Origin of the sequence: Aestuariimicrobium sp. T2.26MG-19.2B (assembly GCF_950101875.1) — a bacterium.
GTDB lineage: Bacteria > Actinomycetota > Actinomycetes > Propionibacteriales > Propionibacteriaceae > Aestuariimicrobium > Aestuariimicrobium kwangyangense.
The window spans coordinates 729349-742062 of the sequence record NZ_CATNLW010000002.1 but is presented as its reverse complement, the minus strand read 5'-3'; the positions used below and the strand labels follow the sequence as shown (position 1 = coordinate 742062).

14 protein-coding genes, 1 tRNA gene and 1 rRNA gene are annotated in these 12714 nt (G+C 68.4%); 12 read left to right on the top strand and 4 right to left on the bottom strand.

Annotated features, from left to right (window positions below; genetic code table 11):
• From rrf to QQZ11_RS13220, 8 genes are all read left to right on the top strand, one after another.
• Nucleotides 1–77, top strand: a 5S ribosomal RNA gene (gene rrf, locus QQZ11_RS13255); the annotation flags it as partial.
• 255 nt (nt 78–332) lie between these two features.
• Nucleotides 333–1928, top strand: coding sequence for a GTPase ObgE (obgE, locus tag QQZ11_RS13250; RefSeq protein WP_284550749.1), 1596 nt, complete (start codon nt 333–335; stop codon nt 1926–1928).
• Complete coding sequence (proB, locus tag QQZ11_RS13245; protein ID WP_284550748.1) at nt 1921–3045, top strand: glutamate 5-kinase; 1125 nt, start codon at nt 1921–1923, stop codon at nt 3043–3045. The genes obgE and proB overlap by 8 nt, the downstream gene beginning before the upstream one ends.
• Nucleotides 3042–3698, top strand: a complete 657-nt coding sequence (locus QQZ11_RS13240) for a SemiSWEET family sugar transporter (RefSeq protein WP_022910586.1) — start codon at nt 3042–3044, stop codon at nt 3696–3698. Before proB ends, QQZ11_RS13240 begins: the two co-directional genes overlap by 4 nt.
• Before the next feature lie 19 nt (nt 3699–3717).
• A complete protein-coding gene (locus QQZ11_RS13235; RefSeq protein ID WP_284550747.1) occupies nt 3718–4962 on the top strand; it encodes a glutamate-5-semialdehyde dehydrogenase in 1245 nt (414 codons plus the stop codon).
• A 153-nt stretch (nt 4963–5115) separates the two neighbouring features.
• Nucleotides 5116–5868, top strand: a complete 753-nt coding sequence (nadD, locus tag QQZ11_RS13230; RefSeq protein ID WP_284550746.1) for a nicotinate-nucleotide adenylyltransferase — start codon at nt 5116–5118, stop codon at nt 5866–5868.
• On the top strand, nt 5865–6272 hold the full coding sequence (gene rsfS, locus QQZ11_RS13225; RefSeq protein WP_040438073.1) for a ribosome silencing factor: 408 nt from the start codon (nt 5865–5867) through the stop codon (nt 6270–6272). The genes nadD and rsfS overlap by 4 nt, the downstream gene beginning before the upstream one ends.
• 23 nt (nt 6273–6295) lie before the next feature.
• A complete protein-coding gene (locus QQZ11_RS13220) occupies nt 6296–6913 on the top strand; it encodes a histidine phosphatase family protein (protein ID WP_284550745.1) in 618 nt (205 codons plus the stop codon).
• A 176-nt stretch (nt 6914–7089) separates the two neighbouring features.
• On the opposite strand, the gene QQZ11_RS13215 is transcribed toward QQZ11_RS13220, so the two are convergent.
• On the bottom strand, nt 7090–8037 hold the full coding sequence (locus QQZ11_RS13215; RefSeq protein WP_284550744.1) for an L-lactate dehydrogenase: 948 nt from the start codon (nt 8035–8037) through the stop codon (nt 7090–7092).
• 93 nt (nt 8038–8130) lie between these two features.
• Here QQZ11_RS13215 and QQZ11_RS13210 point away from each other — a divergent pair.
• The 3 genes from QQZ11_RS13210 (at nt 8131) to trxA (ending at nt 9949) form a co-directional block, all read left to right on the top strand.
• A tRNA-Ala gene (locus tag QQZ11_RS13210) sits at nt 8131–8206 on the top strand.
• Nucleotides 8207–8397: 191 nt separating this feature from the next.
• On the top strand, nt 8398–8934 hold the full coding sequence (locus QQZ11_RS13205; RefSeq protein WP_284550743.1) for a DUF2127 domain-containing protein: 537 nt from the start codon (nt 8398–8400) through the stop codon (nt 8932–8934).
• A gap of 640 nt (nt 8935–9574) precedes the next feature.
• Nucleotides 9575–9949, top strand: a complete 375-nt coding sequence (gene trxA / locus QQZ11_RS13200) for a thioredoxin (RefSeq protein WP_022910579.1) — start codon at nt 9575–9577, stop codon at nt 9947–9949.
• 52 nt (nt 9950–10001) lie between these two features.
• Here the strand turns inward: trxA and crcB are convergent, their stop codons facing one another.
• Together crcB and QQZ11_RS13190 are read right to left on the bottom strand one after the other, a co-directional pair.
• Nucleotides 10002–10379 carry a fluoride efflux transporter CrcB gene (gene crcB / locus QQZ11_RS13195; protein WP_022910578.1) on the bottom strand — a complete coding sequence of 126 codons (378 nt, stop codon included), beginning with the start codon at nt 10377–10379 and terminating at the stop codon, nt 10002–10004.
• Entirely contained in the window at nt 10376–10963 is a 588-nt protein-coding gene (locus QQZ11_RS13190; RefSeq protein ID WP_284550742.1) for a fluoride efflux transporter FluC, read from the bottom strand. The genes crcB and QQZ11_RS13190 overlap by 4 nt, the downstream gene beginning before the upstream one ends.
• Nucleotides 10964–11168: 205 nt before the next feature.
• Here QQZ11_RS13190 and QQZ11_RS13185 point away from each other — a divergent pair, with 205 nt between their 5' ends.
• On the top strand, nt 11169–12044 hold the full coding sequence (locus QQZ11_RS13185) for a 3-methyladenine DNA glycosylase (RefSeq protein WP_284550741.1): 876 nt from the start codon (nt 11169–11171) through the stop codon (nt 12042–12044).
• Here the strand turns inward: QQZ11_RS13185 and QQZ11_RS13180 are convergent.
• Nucleotides 12015–12554, bottom strand: coding sequence for a DUF1707 SHOCT-like domain-containing protein (locus QQZ11_RS13180; protein ID WP_284550740.1), 540 nt, complete (start codon nt 12552–12554; stop codon nt 12015–12017). The genes QQZ11_RS13185 and QQZ11_RS13180 overlap by 30 nt on opposite strands.
• Between the last annotated feature and the right edge of the window lie 160 nt (nt 12555–12714).

Here is a 12714-nt window from a genome sequence, read left to right as displayed (position 1 = left end):
CGAACCCGGAAGTTAAGCCTTTCAGCGCCGATGGTACTGCAGGGGGGACCCTGTGGGAGAGTAGGACGCCGCCGGACTTACAACACCCCCTTGATCTTCGGATCAAGGGGGTGTTTCCATTTGTGCCCAGGGTGCGGCGCGTTCCCGTTGCGCGGAACACCTGCCCGAGACCACCGGGCCTCGGGCACCTGCGCCGGCCGTAGGGCCTGCTCGTCCCCACTGTGCACGTTCCCCTTCGAGCCCGACTCGGCCACGGCCGCGTCGTCCTCGAACGGTAGACTCAGCCTTCGGCGACCCTTCGCCGATCCTCGAACCATCGGAGCACCCCAACCATGGCGATCCCCAGTTTCATCGACCGCGTCTCACTGACGGTGCGGGCGGGCCATGGCGGCCACGGATGCGTCTCGGTGCACCGCGAGAAGTTCAAGCCCCTGGGCGGCCCTGACGGCGGCAATGGCGGCAATGGCGGGTCCATCATCCTGCGGGTCGACAGCCAGCTGACCACGTTGGTCGACTATCACCGGCAGTCGCTGCGCAAGGCTCCCAATGGTGAGCCCGGCAAGGGTGACCACCAGAACGGCGGGCTGGGGGAGGACATCGTTCTGCCCGTGCCCGACGGAACCGTGGTCACCGACACGGAGACGGGAGAGGTGCTGGCCGACCTCACTGGCGAAGGCACTCAGCTCGTCGTCGCCCAGGGCGGGAAGGGCGGTCTCGGGAATGCGTCCCTGGCCTCGTCGACCCGCAAGGCACCCGGTTTCGCACTGCTCGGCGAGGAGGGGGAGGAACGCCAGATCCAACTGGAGCTCAAGGTCGTCGCAGACGTCGGCCTGGTCGGCTTCCCCAGCGCCGGCAAGTCGTCATTGGTGGCGGCCATCTCCAGAGCTCGTCCCAAGATCGCTGACTACCCCTTCACCACCCTGATCCCCAACCTCGGTGTCGTGATCGCCGGGAACACGACCTTCACGGTCGCCGACGTGCCGGGGCTGATCGAGGGTGCCTCGGACGGTCGCGGCCTCGGCCACGACTTCCTGCGGCACATCGAGCGGTGCCAGGCCCTCGTCCATGTGATCGACACCGCGACCTTCGAGCCTGGGCGGGATCCCCTGTCGGACCTCGACATCATCGAAGCTGAGTTGGCTGCCCACGGTGGTCTCGAGGACCGTCCGAGGTTGGTTGCCCTGAACAAGGTCGACGTTCCCGATGGCGCCGAGATTGCCGCCATGGTCGAAGCCGAGATCCGTGCGCGCGGCCTCAAGGTGTTCCCGATCTCGACGAAATCGGGCGAGGGGTTGCAGCAGTTGACGTTCGCGATGGCCGAGATCGTTCGTCAGCGACGGGCAGCTCTGCCCCCCAAGGCGGCGCCCACCATCGTGCTGCGGCCCAAGGCCGTGAAGGCAGCCTCTGAGTTCAGTGTGAAGAAGCAGGGTGACGGTGAGGGTGGATTCGTCTGGCGGGTGCGGGGCGAGAAGCCCGAGCGCTGGGTGCGACAGACCGACTTCAGCAACGCGGAGGCGGTCGGGTTCCTCGCTGACCGGCTCAACCGACTCGGTGTGGAGGACCAGCTGTCCAAGCTGGGTGCGGTTCCGGGCGATGCGGTCGCGATCGGCGGGGACAACGCCGTCGTCTTCGACTACGCACCCCAGATCCAGGCCGGTGCCGAGATGCTGGGGCGCCGCGGCGAGGACCAGCGCTTCGACACCGAGCGTCCCTCGGCCACCCGCCGCCGGGAGGACGACAAGGCCTACCACGAGGCTCGCGAGCAGTACGGCGTGGTTGGACGGGATCCCCGCGGCGTGAACTGGCGTGCGGGCGTGCCTTTCGACATCGACGCCGACGAGGAGGACGCGGCGAATCGTCCCAAGGCGAGCGACTTCGGCGACTTCGACGAGGACTTCTCGGACGAGGCAGACCACGGCCGTGACTGATCGCCAGGCCCTCACCCAGGCGCGGCGCGTGGTGGTGAAGGTCGGGTCGTCGTCCCTCACCTCGTCCGACGGCGGCATCGCGCCGGATCGCATCGCCCTCCTGGTGGACGCCCTGGCGAACCTGCGGGCCTCCGGCAAGGAGGTGGTGCTGATCTCGTCCGGTGCGGTCGCGGCGGGGTACCCGAGGCTGGGTCTCCCGAGCCGTCCCCGTGACCTGGCCGGCCAGCAGGCCGCGGCGTCGGTCGGACAAGGACTGCTGATGGCCCAGTACGGCGAGCAGTTCGGGCGGCACGGACTGACGACCGGGCAAGTGCTGCTCACGGTGGACGACCTCACCCGCCTGTCGAGCTACCGCAATGCGACCCGAACCCTGGGGCGGTTGCTGCAGCTGGGGGTGGTACCCGTGGTCAACGAGAACGACACGGTGGCCACCCATGAGATCCGCTTCGGTGACAACGACCGGCTGGGCGCGCTCGTGGCCCAGGCCGTGCGCTCCGACGTGCTGGTGCTGCTGTCGGACGTCGACGCCCTCTACACCGCCCACCCCTGCTCGCCGGGCGCCGCACGCATCGCCCGGGTACCCGACATCGACGAGTTGGACGTCGACACCTCCCGAGGTGGCAGTCATGTCGGCACAGGCGGGATGACGACCAAACTGCAGGCAGCGCAGATCGCCACCAGCGTCGGTATCCCGACCCTGCTGGCGGCCGCCGACCAAGCGGCCCGAGCGTTGGCCGGCGACCCCGAGATCGGCACCTGGTTCGACCCTGCCGGAAAACGGCGTCCCCGACGCCTGCTGTGGCTGGCCCACGCCTCGCACGTGCGCGGACGGCTGCTGCTCGACCACGGCGCCGTGAGCGCACTGGCCCACCGGGGCGCTTCTCTGCTCGCTGCCGGGGTGACCGCGGTGGAGGGTGACTTCGCCGCCGGTGACCCCGTGGAGTTGGTCGGACCGGACGGCCGCATCGTCGGACGCGGCCTGGTCGCCTTCTCGTCGGAGGAACTGCCAGCCATGCTCGGCAAGAAGACGGCCGAACTCGCCGAGACCCTCGGCGCCCAGTACGAGCGTGAGGTCGTGCATCGCGACCAATTGATGTTGAACAGGAGACGGGCGTGAGCGCCTTCGAAATCTACGGTTGGACGATCGCCCTCATCAGTTCGGTGTCGGCGGTGCCCCAGTTGCTGCGGATCCTGCGCTCGCGCACGAGCGCGGGTGCCTCGCTGGTGATGTGGCAGATCACCGCCGCCATCACCGGGACCTGGTTGGTGCACGGCAGCCTCACCGGCGCCTACAACCTGGTGCTGGCCAATGGCATCGCATGCCTGATGTCAGTCCTGATCCTGTGGTTCGTGCGCCGGGACCGCACGCTGTCGCTGCTCCGCACCTTCGGCGTTCCGGCCCTGGGCATCGCCGCGCTCGTCGCCACGGACCTGTGGAACCCCCTCGTCTTCGGTGCCTTCATCTCGATCCCGCAGTTCATCGGTGGGGTCGCACAATTCCTCGACCTGCTGCGCTGCCGCGACATCCGTGGTGTCAGTGTTGGCTTCCTCGCCTGGCAGGTCGCGGTTCAGGTGTTCTGGTTCGTCTGGGGGCTGTGGGGTGGCGACGTCGCCATCCAGATCGCCGCCGGCTCGTTCTTCGTGATCTGCCTGCTCAACTTCATCTGGTGGCTGCTGCGACGATTCGGACTGGTGCGAGCACACGGTCCGCAGCCGGAGGACGGGCTGGTCGACGCCGCCGTCCGGACGCCGGCCGCCGAGGCGAGCTGACCGCCTACTCTGGACTGTCGTGACTGCTTTCACCGACCAAGCCAAGGCCGCGCGCGTCGCCGCCCGAGCGTTGGCCCTCGCCGACCGTGCCCGCAAGGACCAGGCCCTCAACGCCATGGCCGATGCCCTGCTCGAACACACCGCGATGGTGCTCAGCGCCAACACTGCCGACGTCGAGGCCGCGGAGGACACCGGCGTCGCCCCCTCGCAGATCGACAGGCTGCGGCTCACTGTCGACCGCGTCGCCGGTATGGCGCAGGGGCTGCGCGACCTCGCTGGGTTGCCCGACCCCGTGGGCGAAGTCGCTAGACAGTGGACGACCACCACTGGCCTGCGCATCAGCCAGCAGCGGGTGCCGTTCGGGGTGGTCGGCATCATCTACGAGGCCAGGCCGAACGTCACCGCCGATGCCGCGGGGATCTGCCTGAAGTCCGGCAACGCCGCACTGCTCCGGGGCTCCTCGTCCGCTCTGCGCAGCAACCGAGTAGTCGTCGAAGCGCTGCGGGCGGGGCTGTCAGCCAGCGGGATCGACCCGAACTCCATCCAGTTGGTGGAGGGGGGTCGTGAGGTCACCACCGAGATGATGACGGCCCGCGGTCTGGTCGACCTGCTCATCCCGCGTGGGGGAGCGGGCTTGATCGAGGCGGTGGTCACTGGTTCCACCGTGCCCGTGATCGAGACCGGCACCGGCAACTGTCACCTCTACGTCGATCGCGACGCGGATCTCGAGGTGGCCGCCAGGATCACCATCAACGCCAAGGCGCAGCGCCCCAGCGTCTGCAATGCGCTGGAAACGGTGCTGGTGCACCACGACGTTGCCCGTGACTACTGGCAGGCCCTCGCTCCTCTGCTCGCGGAGGCCGGGGTCACCGTCCACGGCGACAAGGCCACCCTCACCCTCGTTCCGGGTGCGGTCCCGGCCACCGATGCGGAGTATGACGCCGAGTACCTGAGCCTCGACCTCGCTGCCCGCGTGGTCGACGACATGGACGAGGCAATCGAACACATCCAGACCCACAGCAGCGGTCACTCCGAGACCATCGTGACCACAGACCAAGCGGCTGCCGCCGAGTTCGCCCGACGCATCGATGCGGCCGCGGTGCTGGTGAACGCCTCGTCGAGGTTCGTCGACGGTGGCGAGTTCGGTTTCGGCGCCGAGATCGGCATCTCGACGCAGAAACTGCACGCCCGCGGTCCCATGGGGTTGGCCGAGCTGACCTCGACCAAGTACGTGGTGGTGGGGCAGGGCCAGACGCGCTCATGAGAAACACACCAGTGCCACCGACCCGGCTAGGCTGTCCGCCATGATCGCGCTCGTCACAGCATCCTCTCTCATCGTCGGCGGCATCGCCCTTGCGTTGCTGCTCGGTGCCCTCGTCCTCGTGAAGACTTTCGGGGACTCACGTCCCCACAGCTGATGAGCGCCGTCCCCACCAGCCCCGTCACGCCCCCGTCGACCCGCACGTCCGGTTCAACCCCGGGGATCAACCGCCAACCGGGTCATCGACACCGGTTGGGCGTCATGGGCGGCACGTTCGACCCCATCCACCACGGGCACCTGGTGGCAGCGAGCGAGGTGGCAGCGCGCTTCCTGTTGGACGAGGTCGTCTTCGTCCCCACCGGGATCCCGTGGCAGAAGGCGGGACGGATCGTCTCCCTCCCCGAGGACCGTTACCTGATGACCGTCATCGCCACCGCTTCGAACCCCTCGTTCTCGACGAGCCGGGTCGACATCGAACGGGCCGGTGACACCTACACCGTCGACACCCTCAAGGACCTGCGAGCCGAGCGCGGGGACGACACCGACCTGTTCTTCATCACCGGCGCCGATGCCCTCGCCAAGATCCTGACGTGGCGAGGCGCCGAGGAACTGTTCGACCTGGCGCATTTCGTGGGAGTCTCCAGGCCCGGGGTGCCGCTGGGTCCGCAGGACATCGCACACCTGCCCAAGGACAAGGTCACCCTGCTGGAGGTGCCCGCCATGGCGATCTCGTCGACCGCCTGCCGTGAGCGCGTCTCCGAAGGCCTCCCGATCTGGTACCTCGTGCCCGACGGAATCGTGCAGTACATCAACAAGCGCGGCTTGTACGCGCAGGGGTTCGCGAACGCCGAAAACGACGCCGAATTCCCCACGGACTTCCCACCCATCCCTCTCTCAGGAGCGCAGTGACTGCCACCGACATCGCCATCCACACCACCCAACTCGCCGCCCAGGCGGCTTCCGACAAGCGCGGCAAACGGATCGTGGCCTTCGACGTCTCTGACCACCTCGCCATCACCGACGTCTTCCTCGTGATCGGCGCCTCGTCCGACCGTCAGGTGGGAGCCATCGTCGACAACATCGAGGAGCAGCTTCTCGAGGCCGGCCTGAAGCCCGTGCGGCGGGAGGGCGAGCGCGAGAACCGGTGGGTGCTGCTCGACTACATCGACGTGGTCGTGCACGTGCAACACGACGAGGAGCGCGAGTTGTACTCCTTGGAGCGCCTGTGGAAGGACTGTCCCCGGATCGACCTGGTGCTCGACGAGCCGCCAGCCGACGCCGAGACCTTCGAGGACGACGACCGGGGCTGGTGATGGAGGCACGGTCGGGTACGACGGTGACCACCACGCTCCTGCTGTGGCGCCACGGTAGAACGGCATGGAACGCGGGTGGCCGCTTCCAGGGCCAGAACGATGTCGAGTTGGACGAGGTGGGCCTTGACCAGGCCGAGACTTCCGCGGGGGCGCTCGCGGCCCTGCACCCGCAGGTGCTCTACTCGTCCCCGTTGTCTCGCGCCCGCCAGACTGCTGCGGCCCTGACCCGGCTCACGGGCCTCGAGGCGACGCTCGTGGACGAACTGGCCGAGATCAATGTGGGGTCCTGGGTCGGTCTGACCCCTGCCGACCTCGGGCACGATCCCGAGTACGTCAAGGCGGCTCGGGGAGTCGACTTCCGCCGCTCACCCACCGGTGAGACGGCAACCGAGGTGGGGCAGCGGATGGCCGGCGCGGTGCGCGGCATCGCCGACACCCACGTCGGCAAGCGGGTCGTCGTGGCCTCGCACGGCTTGGCGATCCGGATGGGGGTGGGCGCCCTGCTCGGCTGGGACTTCGAGTCCACCTGGTGGCTGGGAGCCCTGCGCAACTGTCACTGGGTCGAACTCACCGTCAGTGAACCGTTGCAGGAGCACGGCCGTCGTCGATGGCGACTGCAGGCCTACAACGTCGGGGTCTGAATCCGGCCCCGGCTCGTCCGCGGATGCCGCAGACTCTCGCCTCCGGCGCAGACTTCACCGTTGGAACCATGCAGTTCGGTCCCGAAGGCGAGAGTGTGCGGGCCTGTGGGGCTGAACGAGTGATGGCGAGCGAGAACGCTGGGTGATGGTCAGCGGGGGGTGAGAGCGAGCGATGGTCAGCGGGCGATGGTCTGCAGCGAGCGTCGCAGGGTGTCCGCGGAGGCATGGAGTTTGGTGGTCTCGTAGGGATCCATCGCCGGGGTGAGCACCTGCTCCACACCCGCGGCCGAGACCACGCAGGGAAGGCTCAGGGCGACGTCATGGATGCCGTACTGGCCGTCCAGCACCGTCGACAGCGGCAGGATCGAACGCGCGGGAGCCAGCAGCGCCTCCACCAGTCGCGCGCCCGCGATGCCGATGGCGTAGTTGGTCGATCCCTTGCCCTCGATGATGCGGTAGGCGGCCGTTGCCGCCTCGTGGGCGAGTTCGGTGAGGTAGGAGTCGGTGAAGATCTTCTGCCCGTCGACGGACCACTGGCGCAGGGGGACCTCGCCGATCGTGGCGGAGCTCCACAGGGGGAACTCGGTGTCGCCGTGCTCGCCTGCGATGGTCACGTGCACGTTGCGCTGACTGATGTTGAGTCGACGTCCGACCATCCAGCGAAGCCGAGAGGTGTCGAGCATGGTGCCGGTGGAGAACACTCGTCCGCGGGGGAGGCCCGACAGGCGTTGTGCCACGACGGTGAGCACGTCGCAGGGATTGGTGACCAGGACGAACAACGCCTCGGGGGCCTGCTGGATCAGCTTGGGCAGCAGATCGGCCAGGATGCGCGCGTTCGTCTCGGCCAGGTCGAGCCGGGACTGGCCTGGGTGCTGCTTGGCTCCCGCAGTCACCACCACCACGTTGGAATCCTTGACGGCGGAGATGTCGGCACCGCCCATCACGATGGACGAGGTGAACTGCGTGCCGTGCGCGAGGTCGGCCACTTCTGCCTCGACCTTGGCACGGTCGATGTCGTAGAGGGCGATCACGTCGGCTGAACCCCTGATCAGGGCCGCATAGGCCAGCGAGGTTCCAACGGCGCCCGCTCCGACGACGGCCAGCTTCGAGTTCATCCTGCTCATGCTCTGAGGGTACTGGCAGGCGCGATGTGACAAGGGTGCGGTGGGTGCGCTAATGTTTCGGAGTCCCAAGCGGCAACGTACGGGATCCCACAAGGGGCTATGGCGCAGTTGGTAGCGCGCTTCCATGGCATGGAAGAGGTCAGGGGTTCGAATCCCCTTAGCTCCACCACAGCGGTGACGTTGGCCGAGCAGTGATGCTCGTGGCGTCCGGCGCACCGGCCACCCCGTCGCTGACACGTCACCCCACGCAACGTGGGTCAGCCTCCCACTGCTCGGGGCGCAGGGTCTCGAGGAAGCTGACCAGATCCGGCGCTCGTGCGCCGAGCGCTGGCTTGTGTCGGAGCGTGTTAACTCTGTTGCATGAAGCAACCGCCGCTCGACTCGGTCAGCACCGGCTCTGACCACACGTTGCTCGACCGGACCTTCCGAGTCAGCCTGCTGCTGAAGGGGCTCAATGGTGTGCTGGAGTTGGTGGGCGGTCTGGCGCTGCTCCTGGTGGGCCCCGGTCAACTCCACGCGATTGCGACCGCGCTCACCCACCGTGAGCTGATGGAGGACCCCGGCGACTTCCTGGCGAATACGCTCGTGCGGCTCGCCTCCCGGCTCGACCTGTCGGCCCAGCTGTTCGCCGCCATCTATCTGCTGGTGCACGGGGTCGTGAAGGTCGTGCTCGTGCTGGCCGTGCTCCGAGACCGGCTCTGGGCGTACCCGTGGCTGATCGCCACCCTGATCGCCTTCATCGGCTACCAGACCTTTGAGCTGTTCCGTTCGTTCGGCTGGGGCCTTCTCCTGCTGACGGCATTCGACATCTTCATCGTGGTGCTGACGTTCCGCGAGTACGGACTGCACAAGCAGCGCGTGGAGGTCCCGGACACGGGGCCCGATCCCTCACCCTGAGTCGCCGGGAGTGCCCTGGAGGCGGGTAGCAGAGTCTCGCTTGCATACCCCCCCGGGTATGACATACTTGAGACGTGAAGACCTCAGACCAGCAGCTCGGTGTCTCGCCCGGACTCATTCGACGCACCAACGCGACCCCCGTGGGCCGCGTGGCGGTGCCGGCGTCGGGGCCGAGGTACTGGAAGTCGGTGTGGTCGTCGCGACACACCGTCGCTGCGGTGATGGCCTTCCTCGTGCTGGCTCTCGCGCTGTTCTCAGTCCGGTCCACGGCTCTGGCCGGACAGCTCCCCAGCGCGTTCGACCTGTTGTTGCTCGCGCCCGCCGCTGCCCTGGGGGCGGTCACGTTGGCCACGTACGTCCCTCCCGCCGGGGTGAGCATCTCGCCGGAGGATCCTGCGCCATCGTCCCGATCGCGCTCGTCGTCGGATCGCCACTCCTGGTGGCCCAGTCGGCTGGGACGACCTACCCGCTGGTGCTGCTGCTGGTCTTCCTGGTGGCGGCGGCCGGCAAACGGATCACCGATCACGCGTCCTGCTGAGCACCCTCGCCCCCGGACCAATCCGAACAAGCCCGTCCGAACACCCCCTATCCGAACAACCCCGTCCGAACCCACCCACACCAACCATCGACAGGAGTCCCCGTGCCCACCCTTGAACTGACCCACGACAACTTCGAGTCCACCGTCACCGCCGAAGGCATCACCTTCGTCGACTTCTGGGCGGAATGGTGCATGCCCTGCCGCGCCTTCGCCCCCGTCTTCGAGAAGGCGGCGCAAGCACACCCGGACGTCCGCTTCGGCAAGGTCGACACCGAGGCACAGCCCCAGCTGGCGGGAGCGGCCGAGATCTCGGCCATCCCGACGTTGATGGCGTTCCGAGACGGGGTGCTGGTCTTCCGCCAGTCCGGAGCCCTGCCGGCCAAGGCACTGGAAGAAGTGCTCACCGCCATCCGGGAGCTCGACATGGACGAGGTCCGGCAGCAACTGGCCGAGTCTCCCCAGGCACAGAACCGCTGATCACATCGTGGGGCCGGGGCATGTCCCGGCCCCTCGCTGGCACGGCCACCTGTCAGAGGCGGGCGCCGAACCACCATCCTGCAGCGGCTGCCGCAGCAGCTCCGACCACCGTGCCGCTCGCCTTGGCGAGTGCGGTTCCCGGGCGCCCCTCCTGGGCGAGGCGGACGGTCTCGAAGCTGGCCGTGGAGAACGTGGTGTACCCGCCGAGGAGGCCCGTTCCCAGCACGGTCTGCCAGTGCTCGGGGAGAACGCGGGCTCCGGCCAGTCCTGCCAGGACGCCGAGCAGGAACGATCCGGACAGGTTGATGAACACGGTGCCCCAAGGCACCACCCCGTCCACCCTGGAGCGGATCAGGCCGTCGACCACCAAGCGGGTGGCAGCCCCGAACCCGCCAGCCACGGACAGGGCGAGGAACAGCGCCGGCGTCATGCACCCTCCCCGGACCCGGCGAGCCGCGTGAGCCGGCCCGCGTGGGAGTGCAGCCGGGCGGCGACGGTGATCCCGGACCACGTCGCCATCACCCCCAGCACGGCGGTACCCACCGCGAACGCCACCGCGCGCGCGACGGCCCCTGCGTCGAGGAGGCGGACGATGTCGAGCGCGAAGGTGCTGTAGGTCGTGAAACCGCCCAGGACGCCGGTTCCCAGCAGCAGTCTGACCACGCGGCGTCCCCCTCGGTCAGGGCCGAGCCGATGCAACACCTCGAGCAGCACACCCAACAGGAATGCCCCGACCACATTGACGGTGACGATGGCGACGGGTAGGTCGGCGACCGAGGGCACGACCAGCGAGACGCCCTCACGCAGGGCAGTCCCCACCATGCCCCCGGCCGCGACGACGGCCACCAATCCGGGTCTCATATGGGCCGGCCGATGCTGGGGGACCGTGGGCTCGTCCGGATCTGACTCGCTGTCATCGATCGGGTCGGGGTCGACGGGCAGATCGTCGAAATCGGCCTGGCGGGCACGCCACCGGCCGAGGGCGCGAAGTCCGCTGGTCTCAGGTTTCGTCACGAGGGATCTCCCACCGTCAGGGCCTTCCCATCATCAGGGCAGGGGTGCCGTTCGGGTAGGGACTGTTGTCGGATGTCCGAGGTTGGGAACGGCGAGCCCCACCGCCGCGAGGAGCCCGGGGGCTTCTCGCGCACCAGTGTGGCACAGGGCCGTCGTCCCGCCACGGCAGGTCCATCGGCGAGCTGGGCGGGTATCGTGGATCCTCGTGCACCACCTGCCTCGCGACGTCTGGACGGCCCGGGCGGCCGAACACCGCGAGCGGGCGCTGGCGGTGCTCGCCCCCACGATCGAGCGTCGGCAGAGGGGGGAGCGGCACCCCGTCTGGGACTTCCTGTTCGACTACTACCGGCTGCGCCCGGCCGAACTGGTCGCGTGGAGTCCGGGGGCGGGGGTGGTTCTCGATGACGCCCCCGAGTTCGCCGAGCGGCGTCACTTCCGGATGGACGAGGACGGTTCGGCCTCGGTCGACGCGGCTGCCCTGGTGGCTGCGCGCCGGACCACCCTCGAGTTCACCGGCCGGCTGCTGTCGGCCGTGTCGCAGCGTCCTGCGCAGTTCGGGTGTTTCGGGCTCCACGAATGGGCCATGGTGTATCGCCAACCGGCAGATCGGGTGCGCCACGGGATCGCCCTGAGGTTCTCGACCGACGAGACCGCCGCCATCGTCGAATCCCACGAGCTTCGTTGCACCCATTTCGATGCCTTCAGGTTCTTCACCCCGCCAGCCGTACCCCTGAACCACGTGGCACTGACGCGTGACGATCAGGTCGACAGCGACCAGGGTGGCTGCCTGCACGCCAACATGGACCTCTACAAGTGGGCCGGCAAACTGCATCCGCTCACCTCGTCGACGCTGCTGTTCGACTGCTTCGAACTGGCGCGGGACGTGCGGGAGCTGGACATGCGCGCCAGCCCCTACGACCTGCGCCCGTGGGGGTTCGAGCCCGTTGCGGTCGAGACCGCAGCAGGGAAGGCCGACCACGTCCGCCAACAGCGCGGCTTCGCCGAGCGCGCACAGCTGTTGCGTGAGCGGCTCCGGGACGAGATCGACGTGTCAGGCCTGACCGGCTCCCGTCGATCGTGAACCCAGGACCCTCGGGCCGAAGTAGCACAATCCCGCAGTCGTGACGCTGGCGCCCAGAGCCGCCAGGAAGGCCACCGGGAACATGGCGGTGCCGCTCATGCCCAGCACCGCCAGCAGCAGGATGGTGCAGACCAGGGCCGACACGCTCACGAACCCGAACAGGGCGATCGCCATCGAGCGGGCCGGTTCACTGGTCGACGCCCGGGAGGGGGAATGGGCTGACGCGGCCCCGGCGACGGCGGCCGGAGCGTTCGACCCCACACCGGGCAGGTCGGCGCACAGCGCTGCCAATTCTCGGGCGGTGCGTGCCCGGACGGCGAGGTCGGTTCGTTCGTCCACCTCGGCGGCGGTCAGGCGACCGGCTGCGTAGTGCTCCGCCAGACAGGCGCAGGTGCGGTCACGCTCGGCGTCCCCGATGCGCAGTGACCCGTCATCCCAGCGTCGACGTGGGCCATCGGCCTGCACGGGGCGGAGCGCGGGGCGCTGGTTCAGCTGCATGATCGGGTCCATGGCCCGACTCTGACGTCCGGTGCCCACAAGAGGGAAGTGGTGCGACCCGATCTCGGCCCCCCGGCGTGGTGCGAGGGACCAGGGTGTGGTCCCGGATGGGTAGGAGGTCGGTCGCAAGTCGCAGGGGAGCCCTCGGCGGACTTCTCAGGGAGTTCTTGGT

Bases quoted from the DNA above. Each gene is read 5' to 3' on its own strand.
- obgE (WP_284550749.1), top strand. From the start codon at position 333: ATGGCGATCCCCAGTTTCATCGACCGCGTCTCACTGACGGTGCGGGCG.
- nadD (WP_284550746.1), top strand. From the start codon at position 5,116: ATGAGCGCCGTCCCCACCAGCCCCGTCACGCCCCCGTCGACCCGCACG.
- QQZ11_RS13215 (WP_284550744.1), bottom strand. From the start codon at position 8,037: ATGAGCAGGATGAACTCGAAGCTGGCCGTCGTCGGAGCGGGCGCCGTT.
- QQZ11_RS13205 (WP_284550743.1), top strand. From the start codon at position 8,398: ATGAAGCAACCGCCGCTCGACTCGGTCAGCACCGGCTCTGACCACACG.
- crcB (WP_022910578.1), bottom strand. From the start codon at position 10,379: ATGACGCCGGCGCTGTTCCTCGCCCTGTCCGTGGCTGGCGGGTTCGGG.
- QQZ11_RS13180 (WP_284550740.1), bottom strand. From the start codon at position 12,554: ATGGACCCGATCATGCAGCTGAACCAGCGCCCCGCGCTCCGCCCCGTG.